The 16,718-nt window shown below is 64.7% G+C and carries 15 protein-coding genes and 1 tRNA gene; 4 read left to right on the top strand and 12 right to left on the bottom strand.

Annotated elements, in window-relative coordinates; genetic code table 11:
- Nucleotides 1-211: 211 nt before the first annotated feature.
- Nucleotides 212-3,703 carry a transcription-repair coupling factor gene (gene mfd / locus AC07M9_RS06255; protein ID WP_494882240.1) on the top strand — a complete coding sequence of 1,164 codons (3,492 nt, stop codon included), beginning with the start codon at nt 212-214 and terminating at the stop codon, nt 3,701-3,703.
- 217 nt (nt 3,704-3,920) lie between these two features.
- Here mfd and AC07M9_RS06250 read toward each other — a convergent pair whose 3' ends face one another.
- Nucleotides 3,921-5,312 carry an EAL domain-containing protein gene (locus AC07M9_RS06250; RefSeq protein WP_494882238.1) on the bottom strand — a complete coding sequence of 464 codons (1,392 nt, stop codon included), beginning with the start codon at nt 5,310-5,312 and terminating at the stop codon, nt 3,921-3,923.
- A gap of 114 nt (nt 5,313-5,426) precedes the next feature.
- Between AC07M9_RS06250 and AC07M9_RS06245 the strand changes: the two genes are divergently transcribed.
- Together AC07M9_RS06245 and AC07M9_RS06240 are read left to right on the top strand one after the other, a co-directional pair.
- Nucleotides 5,427-6,200: an NAD kinase gene (locus tag AC07M9_RS06245; RefSeq protein WP_494882237.1), complete on the top strand. Its 774-nt coding sequence runs from the start codon at nt 5,427-5,429 to the stop codon at nt 6,198-6,200.
- Nucleotides 6,201-6,342: 142 nt separating this feature from the next.
- A tRNA-Asn gene (locus AC07M9_RS06240) sits at nt 6,343-6,417 on the top strand.
- Nucleotides 6,418-6,498: 81 nt separating this feature from the next.
- Here the strand turns inward: AC07M9_RS06240 and AC07M9_RS06235 are convergent.
- Nucleotides 6,499-6,774 carry a hypothetical protein gene (locus AC07M9_RS06235; RefSeq protein WP_494882236.1) on the bottom strand — a complete coding sequence of 92 codons (276 nt, stop codon included), beginning with the start codon at nt 6,772-6,774 and terminating at the stop codon, nt 6,499-6,501.
- A gap of 479 nt (nt 6,775-7,253) precedes the next feature.
- Here AC07M9_RS06235 and AC07M9_RS06230 point away from each other — a divergent pair, with 479 nt between their 5' ends.
- Nucleotides 7,254-7,916, top strand: a complete 663-nt coding sequence (locus AC07M9_RS06230) for a DUF4145 domain-containing protein (RefSeq protein WP_494882234.1) — start codon at nt 7,254-7,256, stop codon at nt 7,914-7,916.
- 213 nt (nt 7,917-8,129) lie between these two features.
- Here AC07M9_RS06230 and AC07M9_RS06225 read toward each other — a convergent pair whose 3' ends face one another.
- The 10 genes from AC07M9_RS06225 to AC07M9_RS06180 form a co-directional block, all read right to left on the bottom strand.
- Complete coding sequence (locus AC07M9_RS06225) at nt 8,130-8,354, bottom strand: hypothetical protein (protein WP_494882232.1); 225 nt, start codon at nt 8,352-8,354, stop codon at nt 8,130-8,132.
- A complete protein-coding gene (locus AC07M9_RS06220; protein ID WP_494882230.1) occupies nt 8,351-11,125 on the bottom strand; it encodes a coiled-coil domain-containing protein in 2,775 nt (924 codons plus the stop codon). Before AC07M9_RS06220 ends, AC07M9_RS06225 begins: the two co-directional genes overlap by 4 nt.
- A gap of 99 nt (nt 11,126-11,224) precedes the next feature.
- On the bottom strand, nt 11,225-12,472 hold the full coding sequence (locus AC07M9_RS06215) for a phage major capsid protein (protein ID WP_494882228.1): 1,248 nt from the start codon (nt 12,470-12,472) through the stop codon (nt 11,225-11,227).
- An 87-nt stretch (nt 12,473-12,559) separates the two neighbouring features.
- Nucleotides 12,560-13,060, bottom strand: coding sequence for a hypothetical protein (locus tag AC07M9_RS06210; RefSeq protein ID WP_494882227.1), 501 nt, complete (start codon nt 13,058-13,060; stop codon nt 12,560-12,562).
- Nucleotides 13,041-13,298 (bottom strand): hypothetical protein, encoded by a 258-nt coding sequence (locus AC07M9_RS06205; RefSeq protein ID WP_494882225.1) that lies wholly within the window; start codon nt 13,296-13,298, stop codon nt 13,041-13,043. Before AC07M9_RS06205 ends, AC07M9_RS06210 begins: the two co-directional genes overlap by 20 nt.
- On the bottom strand, nt 13,298-13,609 hold the full coding sequence (locus AC07M9_RS06200) for a hypothetical protein (protein ID WP_494882223.1): 312 nt from the start codon (nt 13,607-13,609) through the stop codon (nt 13,298-13,300). The genes AC07M9_RS06205 and AC07M9_RS06200 overlap by 1 nt, the downstream gene beginning before the upstream one ends.
- A complete protein-coding gene (locus AC07M9_RS06195; RefSeq protein WP_494882221.1) occupies nt 13,609-13,857 on the bottom strand; it encodes a hypothetical protein in 249 nt (82 codons plus the stop codon). Before AC07M9_RS06195 ends, AC07M9_RS06200 begins: the two co-directional genes overlap by 1 nt.
- A gap of 775 nt (nt 13,858-14,632) precedes the next feature.
- On the bottom strand, nt 14,633-15,088 hold the full coding sequence (locus AC07M9_RS06190) for a hypothetical protein (protein WP_494882219.1): 456 nt from the start codon (nt 15,086-15,088) through the stop codon (nt 14,633-14,635).
- On the bottom strand, nt 15,078-15,284 hold the full coding sequence (locus AC07M9_RS06185) for a helix-turn-helix transcriptional regulator (protein ID WP_494882217.1): 207 nt from the start codon (nt 15,282-15,284) through the stop codon (nt 15,078-15,080). The genes AC07M9_RS06190 and AC07M9_RS06185 overlap by 11 nt, the downstream gene beginning before the upstream one ends.
- 240 nt (nt 15,285-15,524) lie before the next feature.
- Complete coding sequence (locus AC07M9_RS06180; RefSeq protein ID WP_494882215.1) at nt 15,525-16,703, bottom strand: tyrosine-type recombinase/integrase; 1,179 nt, start codon at nt 16,701-16,703, stop codon at nt 15,525-15,527.
- Between the last annotated feature and the right edge of the window lie 15 nt (nt 16,704-16,718).

Raw genomic sequence — 16,718 nt, 5'->3', positions numbered from 1 at the left:
TGTCGCCTTGCAGGTTGGACTTGCCCCGCCGCGCGAGCCCATATCCGGCGCTTCCCCGATCCCCATCACCGCTCTCCTTCCGCGCCCTTGCCGCATGCCTCCCCGGAGTACCGCGCAGCCCGCGCTGTAGGAAAACGGATTCGCCGCGGCTGCGGCCACCAAGGCGATTGAATTTGCGCCAGCTTCCGCATATCTCGCCCTCATCCCCGACATGCCTGATTTTTCCCGCATCCTTTCCGCTACGACGCCGCTGACGCTGGCTTCGGTGACCCGTGGCAGCCAGCCGCTGGTCATGGCCGACCTTGCCCGCGCCGCCGCCGCGAAAGGCCGCGCCGTCTTCGTGGCCGACAACGAGGCGGCGATGCGCAGCGTGGCCGAAGCCGCGCAGTTCTTCGCGCCAGAGCTCGACGTGGTGGAGTTTCCCGCCTGGGACTGCCTCCCCTACGACCGAGCCAGCCCGGCGCTGTCGGTCAGCGCGCGCCGCCTTGCCGCGCTTCATGCGCTGCAGCTCAAGCGCAGCGGCCCGCAGCTGCTCGTCACCACCACGAACGCCCTGCTCCAGCGCGTGCTCACTCCGTTCCGCATCCGCGAATCGGTGCGCCTGCTCAAGCCCGGCATGGAAGTGGGCCACGAAAGCCTGATCGCGCTACTGCGCCGGCAGGGCTACCAGCGCACCGATACCGCGATCGACGCGGGCGAGTTCGCGGTGCGCGGCTCGATCTTCGACATCGTGCCATCAGGCCTCAATACCGCCGAGGGCACCGGGGGCCTGCGCCTCGACTTCTTCGGCGACGAGCTGGAAACGCTGCGCCTGTTCGACACCGGCACCCAGCGCTCGACCGGCACGGTGCCCGACCACCTGCTGCTGCCTGCCAGCGAAGCCCTGCTCGACGACGACACCGTCAAGCGTTTCCGCACCCGCTACCGCGAGATGTTCGGCGCGCATGCCACCGCCGACCCGCTCTACCAGGCGGTCAGCGACGGTCGCCGCCTCGCCGGGATGGAGCACTGGCTGCCGCTGTTCGAGGACCGGCTGGTCACCCTGTTCGACCATCTGGGCGACGACGACCTGATCGTCATCGACAGCCCTGCGCTGGGCGCCGTGGACGAGCGCTTCACCGACATCGCTGACTATCACAAGGCGCGCCTCGAAACCTCGGGCCAGAAGGCCGGATCCTACCGCCCGCTGGCGATCGACTCGCTCTATCTCACCCGGGACGAGTTCGACTTCGCCGTCACCGCGCACCCGGTCCACCGCGCCGATCCCTTCGCCCAGCCGGAAAGCGCCAGGGTCCTCGATTTCGGCTTCGGCAACGCCCGCGACTTCGCCGCCGAGCGCGCCCGCGGCGACAATGCCTACGAGGCGGCCGCCAGGCACCTCAAGGCGATCGCCAAGTCGGGCCGCAAGGCGATCCTCGCCGCCTACTCCACCGGCAGCCGCGCGCGCCTCGCCTCGATCCTGGGCGAAGTGGAAAGCCCCGAGCCGCGCCTTGCCGACACCTGGCAGGAAGCACTGGGCCTTGCCGTGCAGGGCCGCTCCGCCGCGCTGGTGCTGCCGCTCGAAACCGGCTTCTCGAACGATTCCGTCGAGGTCATCACCGAGCAGGACATCCTCGGCGACCGCCTCGTGCGCCGCAAGAAGCGCAAGAAGGACTCCGACGCCTTTCTCGCCGAACTGGCGGCGCTGACGCCGGGCGACCTGATCGTCCACATGGACCACGGCATCGGCCGCTACGAGGGCCTGCAGTCTATCCCGGTGGGCCAGAGCCCGCACGACTGCGTGATGCTGACCTACTCGGGCGGCGACAAGCTCTACATCCCGGTGGAAAATCTCGACGTCCTCTCGCGCTACGGCAGCGAGAGCGAAGGCGCGGTGCTCGACAAGCTGGGCGGCGAGGCGTGGCAGAAGCGCCGCGCCAAGCTCAAGGACCGCATCCGCGAGATCGCCGGCGAACTCATGCGCACCGCCGCCGAGCGCGCCCTGCGCGAAGCCCCGGCGCTGGTCGCCGACGAGAGCGCGTTCAATCAGTTCATCGACCGCTTCCCCTGGCAGGAGACGGAAGATCAGGAAGCCGCCATCGGCGACACGCTGGAGGATCTCGCCTCGGGCCGCCCGATGGACCGCCTCGTCTGCGGCGATGTGGGCTTCGGCAAGACCGAGGTCGCCCTGCGCGCCGCCTTCGTCGCTGCCATGGCCGGCCAGCAGGTCGCCGTCGTCGCGCCGACCACCCTGCTCGCGCGCCAGCACTATTCCGGGTTCGCCGAGCGCTTCGCCGGCTTCCCGCTCAACGTCGGCCGCCTCTCGCGCCTCGTCCCCGAGAAGGAGGCCAAGGCCACCCGCGACGGTCTTGCCGACGGCACCATGGACGTCGTCTGCGGCACCCACGCCATCCTGTCCAAGTCGGTCAGCTTCAAGCGCCTCGGCCTCGTCATCGTCGACGAGGAGCAGCGCTTCGGCGTCACTCACAAGGAAAAGCTCAAGCAGCTGCGCGCCGACGTCCACGTCCTGACGCTCACCGCCACGCCGATCCCGCGCACGCTGCAGATGGCGATGTCGGGCCTGCGCGAACTCTCCACCATCCAGACCCCGCCGGTCGACCGCCTGGCGGTGCGGACCTATGTGATGGAATGGGACGACATGGTGATGCGCGAGGCGCTGCTGCGCGAACACCATCGCGGCGGCCAGAGCTTCATCGTCGTCCCCCGCATCGCCGACATGCCCGAGGTCGAGGAATGGCTGCAAAAGCACGTCCCCGAGGTCAAGAGCATCGCCGCGCACGGCCAGATGAGCCCGAGCGAGGTCGAGGAGCGCATGGGGGCCTTCTACGAGGGCAAGTACGAGGTCCTGCTCTCGACCACGATCGTCGAATCGGGCCTCGACATCCCGCGCGCCAACACCATCATCATCCACCGCGCCGACCGCTTCGGCCTCGCCCAGCTCTACCAGCTGCGCGGCCGCGTCGGGCGCTCCAAGCTGCGCGCCTACGCCTACCTGACCTCGCCCGCCGGGCAGGCGCTGTCGGAAGTGGCGGAAAAGCGCCTCAAGGTGCTGGGCGACCTCGATTCGCTTGGCGCGGGCTTCCAGCTCGCCAGCCACGACCTGGACATCCGCGGCGCGGGCAACCTGCTGGGCGACGAACAGTCGGGCCACATCCGCGAGGTCGGCTTCGAACTCTACCAGTCGATGCTCGAGGACGCGATCCTCGCCGCCCGCGCGGGCGGCGTCGGGCTGGAGAAGGACACCTCGGGCCTGTCGCCGCAGATCACGGTCGAGGCGCCGATCATGATCCCGGAGGAATACGTCCCCGACCTCGCCGTGCGCATGGCGCTCTACCGCCGCCTCAACGACGCCGAAAGCAAGGACGAGATCGAATCGCTCTCGGCCGAGATGATCGACCGCTTCGGCGAACTGCCGCAGCCGACCGCCAACCTCGTCCAGCTCATCCAGATCAAGCGCCAGGCGATCGAGGCGCACATCGCCAAGATCGACGTCGGCCCGCGCGGCACGCTCGTCAGCTTCCACAATGACAGCTTCCCCAACCCGGCGGGCCTCATCGCCTACGCCGAACGCCTGCAGGGCGCGATCAAGCTGCGACCGGACAACAAGCTGGTGCTGCAAAGGGCTTGGGGCGATCCCCGGAGCCGGCTCAACGGGCTACTGCAGCTGACCAAGGGACTGAGCGCGGTGGCACGCAAGGGGTAGCAGACCCGTGAGAGTGCATTGGCCCACAGTCTGACCGTAGCGCCTCTTGAAGCTGGATCATCCTGAACGCTTCGTCATCCCCGCGCAGGCGGGGACCCATCTGATGAGGGTTCCTGTTGCACGCTTGTCAGGTGGGCCCGCCTGCGCGGGAATAACGAACGAGGACTAGGAAAAGACGTCCGGCAGCGCAGATGGCAGCAGGCAGACAAGCAAATCTCTATGCTTTCCCGCCTTCCTCCACGCGCGCCAGCTTGGCGAACATCACCGCGCTCATCGGCTGCGCGCGCAGGAAGCCCTGGAAGTAGGCGCAGCCCTCACGCGCCGCGACTTCGCGCTGGCCTTCCTCCTCGATCCCCTCGGCGATGACCTGGAGATCCAGCGCGCGCGCCATCGCCACGATCGCGCGCAGGACGGCCACGTCGCGGCGGTCGGTGGTGATGCCGTCGATCATCGAGCGATCGAGCTTGAGGTAGTGGATCGGCAGGACCTTGAGGTAGCGGAAGTTGCAGAACCCCGCCCCGAAGTCGTCGAGCGCGATGCGGATGCCCTGCGCCGAGAATTCCGCCATCGTCTGCGCGGCGAGCGTGATGTCGCCGATCAGGGTCTGCTCGGTCACTTCCAGCGTCAGTCGGCGCGGCGGGAAGCCGCTCTCGCGCACGAGGTCGAGCATCTGGCGGGTGTAGCTGCCGAAGGCGAGGTCGGCGGCGGTGACGTTGATCGAGAGGCGCAGGTTTCCGGGCCACTGCTTGGCGGCCCACATGGCCTTGTGGGCGATGTGGCGCGACAGCGGGCCGACGTGGTCGGCGCGCTCGGCGATGGCGAACAGCGCGCCCGCGCCGATGCGGCCGAGTTCCGGGTGGTTCCACCGTGCAAGCGCCTCGGCGCCGGTGAGGCTGTCGTCGGTGAGGTCGAACTGCGGCTGGAACAGCACCTCGATCTCGTCCCGGTCGATGGCGACGAGCAGGTCCGCCTCCAGCTGCTGCGCCGAGCGGCCGGGCGGGGTCACCTCGCCATCGGCCCAGGCGAGGCGCGAGCCGTGCAGTTCGTGCGCATCGCCCATGGCATGACCGAGCCGGTCGAGCATGGACTCCACGCTTTCGCCGGTCAGTGCGCGGATCAGCGCCACGCGCGGCGACAGGCGCAGGACACCGGAGGGCACCGGGATCGGCCGCGCGATCATGTCGGCGAGCTGGTCGGCGACCAGCTGCCAGCGCTCGCGGCTGCAGGCCTCGTTGGCGACGAGCAGGAAGCTGCCCCCGCCCGCCCGCGCCAGCAGCCAGGGCCCGTCGAGTTCCTCCTCGGCGAAGTGGGAGATGCGCGCCGCGACTTCCTCGAGCGCGCCGTCGCCGGCGGCGGCGCCGTAAGCCATGTTGATCGCATCGAGCCGGCGCAGGCTGAGCAGCATGGCGTGGACGTGCGCCATGTGCGGCATGAGCAGCGGGTCCTCGCGCCAGGCCGAGACGCGCTCGAACACCGTTTCGAGGCCGGGAATGCCGGTCAACCGGTCGGCCAGCCCCTTCGCGGCCGTCCCTTTCGGGGACGCGGCGCCCTTGGGGTTGGCTATCCCCTTGGAACGGCTGTGAACCTTGTCGTCTCGTTTGGCACCCATTGCGCGGCCATACCCCAAAGCCCTTGCAAATCCTTTCAAAATTCTACAGCCCAAGCGCCTGTGACGGGCTTCGTCCCGTATCAGGACGAAGACGGCGCCCGGAGATTATAGAGCATGGATGCGAAACTGGCGCTGATCGTGTCGGACAGCGCCAAGGCGCAGGCCGGCGCCGTTGCGCTGCGCGAGTCCCGCGCATGGGTCTCGCCGCAGGAGGCCGACGTTCTCGTGGTGCTGGGCGGTGACGGTTTCCTGCTCCACGTGCTGCACGAAATGCTGGACGGTCATCCGATCAAGCCGGTCTACGGCATGAACCTGGGCACCGTGGGTTTCCTCATGAACGGACCCCACGATCACATCCCGATCGCCCGCCGCGTGGCCGAGGCCCACCCCGTTCCAGTCCGTCCGCTGCGCATGCACGCCGTCGCCCGTGATGGGCGCGAGTACAGCTACTACGCCATCAACGAAGTCTCGCTGCTGCGCGAGACCCGCCAGACCGCGAAAGTGGAAATCCGCATCAACGGGCGCGTTCGCATGGAGGAACTGGCGGGCGACGGCATCCTGGTGGCGACGCCGGTGGGCTCGACCGCCTACAACCTCTCCGCCAACGGCCCCATCCTGCCGCTGGGCAGCCGCATGGTCGCGATGACGCCGCTCAGCCCGTTCCGTCCCCGCCGCTGGAAGGGCGCGATCCTGCCCGAAAGCGCCGAAGTGGAGTTCCACATCCACGAACCGGAAAAGCGCCCCGTCGCGGCGGTGGCCGATCAGAAGGAAGTGCGCGACGTCGCCTCCGTGCGCATCGTGGCCTCGGCCGAGAAGGAACTCACGCTGCTGTTCGACCCCGGCTTCACGCTGGAGGAACGCATCTTCGCCGAGCAGTTCCAGGTCTGATCCGCGGGTTTGCGTAGGTCGCGGGAACCTCATCCAATTTTCTGACCCGGCGGACCAAATTTCTGCCTTCAGAGGGTTGCCATCGCTGACGACGCTGTTATAGGCGCACCCCTGCCCGGCGGTGGTAACACTGACAGGCTGCTCCCCGATAGCTCAGCGGTAGAGCATTCGACTGTTAATCGAATGGCCGTAGGTTCGAATCCTACTCGGGGAGCCAATTCCTTCTTCTAAGAGGTTGGAATTACTCAAGAATATGGAAGTAGCGCTCAAGCGCCCCCACATTCGTTCCAACACAAGATTAAGGCTTACGTGGAACGCTTTCGCCTCGGCTAAGCTTCGACAGAACGTCGCCGATAGCCTGAATTTCCTCGGAAAAGCGCTTCGTGATCGACTCGAGCGCTCGAAATGTACCGGTTTGCGCCGTCGAGAGGTCATCGTGGCCTGACAACATCCACATCATCTCGGACGCGTTCTCAACACGCCCCGATAGATCGTCGATCTCGTTGCGAAGGTCGAGCAGATTGAGCCTTACGTCCTCGGGAAGCCCCGTTGCGGTGATCTTCGTATGCATCATGAGGGTAGCTTTCGGTTTCGGCCTTCCACAGCCGTAGTCCCAGGTAACGGACCTGGTGCCGGGAGGGTGGAAGCCTGACCGAAATACAGGTGGGGCGTTTTTCCCTCGAAAGGGTATTGCATGGCGCCCGCGCTCCCGACATAAGTAGCCGGTCAGCGGTGGACGCCAATCCACGCTGTTATTTTCGGCAGCAGAGCCCGCGCCAACGGGCCGCAGTACTGCCTATTTCGGTTCCGGGCTTCCACACCCATCGGGCACATTGCCCTTCCAAAAACAAAAGCGCAAGCCTCCCTCGCCAAGGGGAGGTCTAAGCGCGTGCACTGTGAACAACGCGAGCCCGTGGGGATGGGAATTGCCGAACCATTCGCTATCACCGCTAAGAACGATCGAGGGCGAGGGCGAGAATGAATTTTACATGTCCACATTGCGGAACTCCGCAAGTCGTCACCGACGCGGCGTTTGCCTCTTCGAAGAACTCTTTGCACATCGGTGATTGCCTAGAGATCACCGGTTTAGGCGCAAATCTTGTAATTGTAAGCTCTCAAGGTATCAGATGCGCCAATGCTGAGTGCAACCGATGCACTATAACCATTCAGTTATCTGCGGGCTTTAGTAGCGGCGGGCTACGTGTAGTCGATAATTCGACATTCCGTTCGATGCGGGCATATCCGAATTCAAGCGGAAAACCATTTCCGATTAGCGTTCCCGAAGCCATGCTCCAAGATTACAATGAGGCTTGGTCGATAATCGACCTCAGCCCCAAATCGGCAGCAACTCTCGCTCGCCGCTGCCTGCAAGCCATGATCCGAGATTTTTGTAATATTAGAGAGCGGACGCTGTTCGCCGAAATTCAGACCTTAGAGCGCTTACTTGAGACGGATGCCCTCCCGAAGGGCGTGGAATCCGAGACTGTTGAAGCCATGAAAGCTCTAAAGGACGTGGGCAACATCGGCGCGCACATGACTGAGGTTGACGGGGTGATCGTCGATGTGGAGCCGGGAGAGGCTGAAGCCTTGCTCGGCCTGATCGAAATGCTGTTCACGGACTGGTACGTTTCGCGTGACAAGCGGCAAAAGCGCTTGGCTGAAATTCAGGCGATCGCAGCTGCGAAGAAGCAATTGCCTCCACCTCCCGCCGGCTGAATACCTGTTAGTCGCGAGCCGGCTCCGCGCACATCGAGAAGCCGCACCGATGCAGCCCTTGTCGATGCCGGCGACGGTATAGCTCGATCGCATCGCGCGCTCCGGCCTCGGCCGCGACGTAGACCAGGTGAGTTGCTTTTGCCTGCCGACGATCGCGAGCCTCGCGGACCAGCTGCGCGATGCGTGGCGGAAGCCTAAAGTGGACAGGCTCGCTCACTGGACGATGCGCGGTTCCACCGGCCCGCAGTTCTCCGGACTCAAGGCGACTTGCTCTACGGCAAGGCGGAGGCCCACGATCGCCGCTTGCCGATCGATGCCGACGCCGGCCAGCTCGTCCAGTCCGCTTTGCAACACCGCGCACCAGCCCGGGGCCAGCTTCGCACCTACGGTGGCCATGGCCGCTATTCGCTTCTCGTCCATCACGTTGAACACCTTCATGTAAGGGCCTGCGCTTGGCGCTCGGCGATTTCTTGCTGCGCCATCTCGCTGCCCCCGATCACTGCGGCCTGTGCCATGGGCGAAGCGGCCCGCTGAACATGCACGTCGAACAGCGCGGACTTGTCGACCTTCACGATCAGCGTCTCTCCCCCGCCGCGCGGATAGTCGCCATAGCGCGACTTCGCCGGCAGGCGCGGCGCGGTCGGCATCGAGGGCAGTCCGGACACCATGCCGCCGCCCGCAAAACCCTTGAAACGGCCCTTGTTCATGGCATCGATCACCGGCCAGAATTTGGCGGTCGCCGCGGCAGTGACAATCGACTCCCCGTTCGAAAGCATGATCGGCCTGGTCCCGAGCATCGCCAGGATGCTGTCGGACGTGCCGGTTCCCGGACCACTGATCTTGCCACCGCCCGCCTTCCCCTCGACCTTGCCGCCACGACTCAGCCCGAGGCCGGCCAATATTCCACCCGTCGGCAGGATGCTCAGCAGCAGCTTTTGAGCGGCCACGCGCGCCAGGTCCGCGATGATGTCATTTGCCATGCGCTTGAACGCCCCGCCGACGCTCTGCGTCCCGGTGATGATCCCGGCGAAACCATCCTCAATATTCTGGAAGCCACGAACCTCGATGCTTTCGAGCGCAGTGTTCGTGTCAGCGGTCGCGCCTTGCAACTGCTGGCGATATTGAGCCAGCGGACCCGCTTGCCGCTGCGTGAGGTTCGCCTTTTCGGCTTCGTCCAACGCTGGAAGGGACTTGAGCGCATTGCGGGCATTCATGACTGCCGAAGGGTCGATAGAGGTCTTAGTGATGTAATCCAACGCCGCGCGGCGTTCCTGTTGCTCCAGTTCAAGAAGCTGGCGCTGAATGTCCCGGCGGTCCTCGCCGGTAATCGCCATGTCTTCGCGGATCCGCAGCATCGCAATTTGCGTCTGCCTGGTCTGCGCTTCCGCATCGAAGCCGGCGCTGATCGTCGCTCTGGCTCGATCAGCCGAGATGTTGCGTAGCAGCTGATCCCGCGTTGCATCGTTGGTCTTACCCAGCGCCGCCGCCTCGGCCGGCTTGAGGTCGCCCTTCGACAGCTGCGCGCTGATCTTCGTTTTGCGCCCCTGATAGTCTGCCTCGACCTCTTCACGGGCCAGACGGTCGCGCTCTTCCTCTGTGGATGCCGATCGGCCCTGTGCGTCGAGTAGTCGCCGCCGCGCCTGTCGCTCCTGTTCGCTGAACGCGATCTGGTCGGAAAGGATCGTTTGCCGGGCCGCCTCCGCGCGGCGCTCGACTGCTTCTTGCCTCCGAGCCGACGCAGCCGCGCGCGCAGGTTCCTTTTTGCGCTCCTGTTCAGCCTTGAGAGCCGCATCCCGTTCCGCATTGATACGCTGCAGGGTGGCGTCGATCGTACGGTTTGCTTTCGGGTCTCGCTGGGCCTGCGCAATTGCCGCGTCTCGCTGGTCGCGATACCGCCGCTCGATCGGCGTCACATCCGCGTTGTCCTGGGCGACGTAGATGCGGGCGTTGCGAACGGCGCGCTCGTTCTTCGGAATATCCTTGTCGCGCAGCTCGTCTCGGCTCTCCTGAGCCGCCTTCAGCCGGGCATCAGCTTGCGCCAGGCGGCGCCCGTAAGCTGCAGCGTCAGCGGCGCTCGTCATCGGCGGAGGACTATTCTTGATGGCATCGAAGTCGCGCTGAGCGCGCTGTACGGTCTGTTCCCGCCCCGGCAGGTAGGTGCGGGCATCGTCGAGCGTCTTTTGCGACGATCGCAGGTTCTCCCGATTGACCTGCGCCCGGCTCTTGAGGCCGCGCTCCATTTCCTCGTTGAGCCTGCGCTGCGCGACCAGCTCGCCCTCCAACGTCCCGGTGAATATCCGGTGCGCCTGGTCGGCTATGGCCGTCTCGTTGGCATTTTTCTTGAGCTTGCCAACCGCCTCTTCCAGCGCGTCCCCTTCCTCGAAAAGCTTGGAGACGAGAGGCACGAGCACGGTGGTCGCGACTAGCACGGCGGCGCCCCATCCGGAGCCGAGGAAGGCTGCAACGGCGCCCATCTTGCCTCCCATGCCCTGGGCCGCAAATGCAGCCTGCCCGATCTGCTGGCTGAAGGCGATGTCGGCGCTCTGCCCGGACACGACCTGCACGGCGAAGTCCTGAACTTGCTGCCCCAGCATCATTGTGGATTGGCGCTGCTGACCAGCTGACACGGTGACCGCGCGATGCCCGGAGGCCAAAATCTGCTGACCATTTGCAGCCTGACGCGTCTCGATCTCAAGACGCTCTAGCGCGCCGGCTTCGCGCATCAGCTCGGCCGCGTGGCGCTCGGCCTCAATGCGCGCAGCGGACGCTGCGGCGAGGTAGAGCCTCGTCTCCTGCGTCATGACGCCCTGCCCGGCCGCAGCGGACTGCGCGGCCTTCTCGATGGTGCCGATCGTCATAGCATAGCGCCGCGCTTCCTCAGCCGCCTGCCGTGCGTCTGCCGCGCCGAGGTTAAGCCCGCCGCCCTGTACCTGGGGCGCTTGGATGGCCTGCGCCGCCATGCGCTGAATTTGGGTGAAGCTGTCGTTGAACGACTTTTCAGCCTGCTTCGCCGCGTTCTGTGCCTGCTGCGCGAAACCGCCGAAATTCTTCCCCATGCTGCCGATCGAGCTCTCGACCGATGAGGCCATGCGCGCTGCGCGTTGCTCGAACTGGCCGAGCGGCTGTTCGCCGGCAGCGAGGTTTCGGCGTAGCAGCTCGACGGAAGCGTCAACCTGAAGGAATAGGCTTTGAACGTCAGCGGCGGGCATGCGCGATCTCCGAAATGAAAAAGCCGCCGGCAGTGCGAGCCCCACACTACCGGCGGCGCATCAAGCGGCGCCCATGGACTGGCGCCGCTCGACGGGGGGTCAGGCAGCCGCCATCTTGAGGAGACGGATAGCGTTTGGATCGAGCAAGCCGCCACCTACGCGCTTCGTCGAGTAGAACATCACGAAGGGCTTGTTGGTGTAGGGGTCGCGCAGAAGCCTGGTACCCCAACGGTCGTTGATGAGGTAACCGCGCTTGAAGTCGCCGAACGCGATCGGCATCGCTCCTGCCACAGCGCTAGGCATGCCCTCGTCGATCTCCACCGGATAGCCGAGCAAGGTTGCAGGCTGGCCGGCAGTGAACGCTTCGCGCCACAGGAAATTGCCGTCCCCGTCCTTTAGCTTGGCGAGCCTTGCAGCCGTCGAGCTGTTCATCAGCCAAGCCGCGCCGACGCGATAGGGCGCAGACAGCGAATAAACGAAATCGACCAGTTCGTCGGCGGCGATTACCGTAGGTGACGCGACTGGGGCCACAGTCAGGTTTCCGCCAGGATGACGATCATCGCCCGCCCCACCGTCGACGTAGGTGAGGAAACCGAAAGGCTTGTTCACGCCGTTGCCGGAAACGAACGCGATGCTTTCCTGACGCGCAAATTCGGTGGCCATCTCGGCCGCCAGCCACTGTTCGGCGTTGAATTGAGCGTCATCGAGAAGCTGCTGGCTGACCGGGACATTTGAGTAGATTTCGCCTGCGGCAAATTCGAGCGTAAAGAAAGTTGGCGTCGAAGTCGCCGGACGAGATGCGGTTTCACCGACCCATCCTGTGCCCCACAAGGCATTGTTCCAGATCGTGGTAAATGCGCGGACACCGGTATTCTGGACGGTAGCCAGGCGGCGCATCGGGGAAATCGCGACTTGGCTCTTACGGACCTCCCGGTCCCATTCGCTCGGGGCGAGATAGCCGCCGTCACTCGAAGAGCCGGTGGAAAGCGCAGCATTGATTTGCGCGCGGAATCCCTCAGCATTTGCCTTCCGAATGTCGCCCTCGCCGACGCCACTGCGGACGAACGAGGCGAACAGTTCGGTATATTCTGGGTCAATGCCGGGGCCGCCGGCGGCAACGCCGCCAAGCACGCCACCTCCAATGGCGGCGAGGGCATCACTGCCGAGGCGAGCGTTAATCGCCGCTTCCAGATCGTCTACCCGCCTATTGTAGCGATCCTTGAAGTCATCCTGCGCCGCCTTGATTTCCCCGAGGATCGTAGCCGGATCGGACTGGGCCCGAGGCGAGCCGCCCATGCCGCGAGGAACGGCAGAGGCCTTGATAATAGCTTTGGGTAGAGGGGGCATGGGAAGCCTTTCGTGTCGAAGTCAGGCTTCAAGTTGCGCGGTCCGGGTGGGCGAAAATACGGTTTCTGCCCAACCGCGAAAATAAATTCAGGTGCGGCGATATCGCTCTGAAAGGCGCGCCGTCACCGCATTCCGTAGCGCAGAATCGAGCGCTGGACGCTCGCCTACCTCGGCGTGCCGGCATCCGCGCCGTTGGAAGGCCGCCGTTGCCTCAGTCATAACCATTTCTGGCGCGACGGCGTCGTCGGCGAAGGCTAGCGCCGCGACGGCGGGCATGCGGAAGATCGCGGCACCCTTTGCCATCACGGCGTCCAGTTCGTCCATTGCGATCTGCGCCACCGCAAGCGTCGCCACCGCTTCCGCGACCACAAGCGCCTGAGAGCGCCGGGAGCCTTCTGCCCCTAGCTCAAGCGCTGCCTTTGCAACGAGTTTACGTTCATCAGCGGGCCGCCTTGGGCGAGCCATGGCAAACACCCGCAGACCGATCGCCCGAGGCCGAACAGAACGGGGTTCTACCGATAGGTCAACCAGTGGCCGGCTTTGCCGGCCGGCGATTTTTGCGGCCATCTCAGCCATCACTTTCGGCACGCCGTACACCTGCCATTACACCCTGCTCCAAAACGTCGATGGCGGTCCGCAGCCATTCGATTGCCGCCATTTCAGGGCCAGCATGGCGCTCCACCTGATCGAACGCGGCATAGACGATCGCAATCGTCGCTTCCTCGCCTGTGGCGCCGCGCTCGGCGCACCACGCGGATGTCTTGCGGTGCACGCGGCGCGTTGCCTCGATCCGACCAGCGCTGGCCTCTTCGCGATCGTCCAACATCAGTGCGACACCATCAAAATCGGGTAATCCTTCAGCGCCGCCACCAAGCGCTTGCGATCGCCCCTGGTAAGGCCGGTCGCGATCAACGCTTGATCCAGTTCGCGGGGGCTCATCGGCCGTGTCAGCTCGTCCAGCGCCTCGAGCAGTTCCTTCCGATCGCCGGGGGGCAGGATCTCCAATGCCGAGCGGATGCGCGATAGCCGCCCGAGGCCCTCGAGCATCGGCCGCGAGCTCGCGGGCAACACGTCGTGCGCCTGCCCCTTCCATGCGGGGCACATTGCGGCACCGGCTTCCCTGATCTTCATCGTCATCACTCCATGCCTTCGCGCTGAGCCCGCTTGCGCCAGGCCAGCGACTTGGTTTGCATCTCGTTCGGGTAGTTGAGCAGCAGCGTCGGGATTGTGATCCCGAGCACCTGGGCAATGGCGAGCAAGGGTTGTCCTTGCTCGCGAAGCTCGCGCGCCTGGTTGCGTTGGGCATCGGTCGGCACGTGCCGAGGCCGGCCGCGCCGTTCCGGCCGCGCCTCGATCGGAAAGCCAAACATATCGACGTCACCCATGGCGGGCGGCCGATCCGCATGAACCGGAATCAATTGCTGGCGCGGAGCCCGGCAAAATCGACTGGCACAACACGGGTTGCAGGCAGGCCGCCTGCGCCGTCAGCGCTGGCAGGAACGCGAAGCCAGCAGCGAGGGCCAGCGCGAAAGGCGACAGGCCCGGCAGCGCTCTTACGGCCTCCCAGCGGGCAGCGTCTCGGCCCGAGGGCCCGGGAAATCCGCTGCTCAGGAATAAAATCTGCGAATGATAGGGACGGCGGTCATGGGGCTGGCGACCTTCGAGACTTTCGACCACCCCCCCCGCCGGCCTGCGATCCAAAAATGGAGCACAGTCGCGAGGCAGGGGGTTCAACCTCAGATGTGTGTTTGAACCCCGACCACCCGCTAAAGCCTCCCAGCTCCTTCAGGGTAGCAATCTGAGGTTCAATCAACTTCTCTTGAAAGAGAAGAGTTGAACGGGATGGACGGTAACGGACGGTGACGGACGGTATATATATGTTGAGGCCTACGCGTAGGTAGGCGCACACATGAAGGGCTAGAAAGTGCTTTGAACCGTCCGTCACAGTCCGTCGGCTGAGGGAAAGTGGTTCTAATTCAGCCTGTTGGCCGACGGACGGTTCTATCTTGTTCCGACCGTCCAACCGACCGTCGCACCGTCCGTCGCGCACAAACGAGAAACCAATATGGCGCGCCGCCGCCATGACAACGAACCTGTGCCCCCGCTCAACCGTCCGTCGTTGAGCCCAACCGTCCGTCACCGTCCGTCGCTTGGAGCCAGTCATCGCCCGGCCCGCATCTCGACTGAATTCGGCTCGTCGAACGGCAGCGAAATATCGGCGGCCGGCTTCGCCGGCCTCGCGCGTGACCTATCGGTAGCACCTTGAGCATGATTGTCCAGATCGTCGTGCAGCGCGCGAACACGGATGCCCAGGCGCACCTTCCGCCCATGACCATCTTTCACGATCGCGAAGCCCCGCTGGCTTAACTGACGGCCGAACCGCGTCATCGACCAATCCGCCGCTGACAGCCCCTGCTGTTCCAGCCACGACCCGAAGGCAGCGTAGAGGTGCACGCTTCGCATCCTCGGCCCTTCGTCGCTAAGATCACACTCGGCCGCGATCCAGTCGCCAAGCGGGTCGGGCAGGATCGTGCGCAGCAGCTTTGCGCCGGTCTCGACCAGATCGAGGGCGCGACGCAGGTCTCGCCCGCAGGCGCAGCACAGCTCACGCGCCATGAGCCGAGGCACCAACTGGACGCTCCGCAATCCGCGCAGTAATCCAGTCTTCTATTTCATTATCAGGCCAGACGTTTACTCGCTCCCCAAGCTTGACAGGGCGCGGGAACTTGTTCTCACCAAGTAGTACGTAGATCTTTGCGCGAGACAGGCCGGTGCGTTGCACAACAGCCGGCAGTCGAAGCAAGGTAGTCATCTCGAACCGTCCAAGATTGTTTAGCAGACGGTCTGAGAATCTACGCACATTCTTGTTGAATGGAACAGCGAAATTTTGCCCTGTGGATGGCGAAGGGATTGACAGCCTAAATGGCAGATATCAGCCATTTTACCCCTTACCTCCCCCCGCCGAAAAGGCGTTGAAAGTTCCAATCGCTGTCCAATTTTCCTCTTGCAGGTCCGCGCGTCGAAATATTTTTGGCGGGGAAAGTGGCGGTGTTCACCGTATTTGGAACACGTTCGAAGCCAGTGAGGTGGCGCCACTCAGCACATAAAGGCTCCACGCGTCCAGCAATTTAAAGCGTAGCTCCCGTAAATCGGACCTCAGGTAAGCTTGCTCGGTCGCGGTACCAACCGTGTGCGCCAGCGCCATTTCGGCCACCATGGGCGGTATGGTCGGCATCTTTTCCGCCGCCCAGTCGCGGAACGTCGAACGGAATCCGTGCACCGTCTCGCTGCGGCCGGCATCGCGCATCATCTTGGACAGGGCGTTGTCCGACAGCGCCTCGCCGGTCTGGAGCGACGGGAACACCAGCCCTATCGAGCCGAATGCTTTGGCGCGCTCGATGATGGCTAGTGCCCCCTCGTTCAACGTCACGACATGCCCCAGGCCGCCCTTCATGATCTCGGCAGGCCGCGTCCAGGTCTTCGACTTCATGTCGAACTGAGACCAGCGTGCATTACGCACTTCGCCGCTGCGCGCAGCGGTGAAAATCGTGAAAAGCAGCGCCAGGCGCGCGGGCGTGTCCGCCTTCACCAACTCGCCGGCGACGTAGCCGGGCACGTCGTCGATCGACATGGCGGCGAAATTGCCCAGACGCGGTTGCTTCGCGAGGCCGCGCCGAAGATCCGCCGCATCAGGCAAGGGCGTAGTGCGCCAGCCTCGCGCCTTGGCAAAGCCGAGCACCTGCAGGATGCGCACCCGCACCTTGCGCGCCTGCTGGGGCTTCACCGTCCAGATCGGCGCGAGCGCGGCAATCACGTGCTCGGCCGCGATCACGTCGACCTTGTGCTTGCCCAACACCGGCCCCGCGTGTTCCTCCAGGGACGCCTTGAAGGCATCGCCCGTCTTCTCGGCCCAGCCCTTAGCCAGCTCGGCGTGGGCGAGCGCGATCGCCTCGGCAAAGGTGGGGATGATTCGCTTCTCCTTGTCGCGCTCGGCCCGGGCATCCTTGCCCTGCCGCGCGATCTTGCGCAGGTGCGCGGCCCGCTCGCGCGCCTCGGCCAGCGTCAGATCGTCGATTGAACCAAGGCCGATATCCTCGCGCTTGCCTTGGTGCTGGACGCGCAGCACCCACGACTTCGCACCGCTCGGCTTGACGACGAGTAGCAGCCCCTTACCGTCGCCGTACTTACCCGGCGCAGCGTTCTTCACCTGTAGCGCTGTCAGCTTTCCCATGCGAAGCCATCACCT

The sequence above is a fragment of the Novosphingobium sp. GW821-FHT09E05 genome (assembly GCF_059416165.1).
The sequence above is the reverse complement of the archived record's forward strand: the minus strand, read 5'-3'. Positions and strand labels throughout refer to the sequence as shown.

Coding starts and splice junctions, on each gene's coding strand:
- mfd (WP_494882240.1), top strand. CDS start 212: ATGCCTGATTTTTCCCGCATCCTTTCCGCTACGACGCCGCTGACGCTG.
- AC07M9_RS06250 (WP_494882238.1), bottom strand. CDS start 5,312: ATGGGTGCCAAACGAGACGACAAGGTTCACAGCCGTTCCAAGGGGATA.
- AC07M9_RS06245 (WP_494882237.1), top strand. CDS start 5,427: ATGGATGCGAAACTGGCGCTGATCGTGTCGGACAGCGCCAAGGCGCAG.
- AC07M9_RS06235 (WP_494882236.1), bottom strand. CDS start 6,774: ATGATGCATACGAAGATCACCGCAACGGGGCTTCCCGAGGACGTAAGG.
- AC07M9_RS06225 (WP_494882232.1), bottom strand. CDS start 8,354: ATGAAGGTGTTCAACGTGATGGACGAGAAGCGAATAGCGGCCATGGCC.
- AC07M9_RS06220 (WP_494882230.1), bottom strand. CDS start 11,125: ATGCCCGCCGCTGACGTTCAAAGCCTATTCCTTCAGGTTGACGCTTCC.
- AC07M9_RS06215 (WP_494882228.1), bottom strand. CDS start 12,472: ATGCCCCCTCTACCCAAAGCTATTATCAAGGCCTCTGCCGTTCCTCGC.
- AC07M9_RS06205 (WP_494882225.1), bottom strand. CDS start 13,298: ATGTTGGACGATCGCGAAGAGGCCAGCGCTGGTCGGATCGAGGCAACG.
- AC07M9_RS06200 (WP_494882223.1), bottom strand. CDS start 13,609: ATGACGATGAAGATCAGGGAAGCCGGTGCCGCAATGTGCCCCGCATGG.
- AC07M9_RS06195 (WP_494882221.1), bottom strand. CDS start 13,857: ATGGGTGACGTCGATATGTTTGGCTTTCCGATCGAGGCGCGGCCGGAA.
- AC07M9_RS06190 (WP_494882219.1), bottom strand. CDS start 15,088: ATGGCGCGTGAGCTGTGCTGCGCCTGCGGGCGAGACCTGCGTCGCGCC.
- AC07M9_RS06185 (WP_494882217.1), bottom strand. CDS start 15,284: ATGACTACCTTGCTTCGACTGCCGGCTGTTGTGCAACGCACCGGCCTG.
- AC07M9_RS06180 (WP_494882215.1), bottom strand. CDS start 16,703: ATGGGAAAGCTGACAGCGCTACAGGTGAAGAACGCTGCGCCGGGTAAG.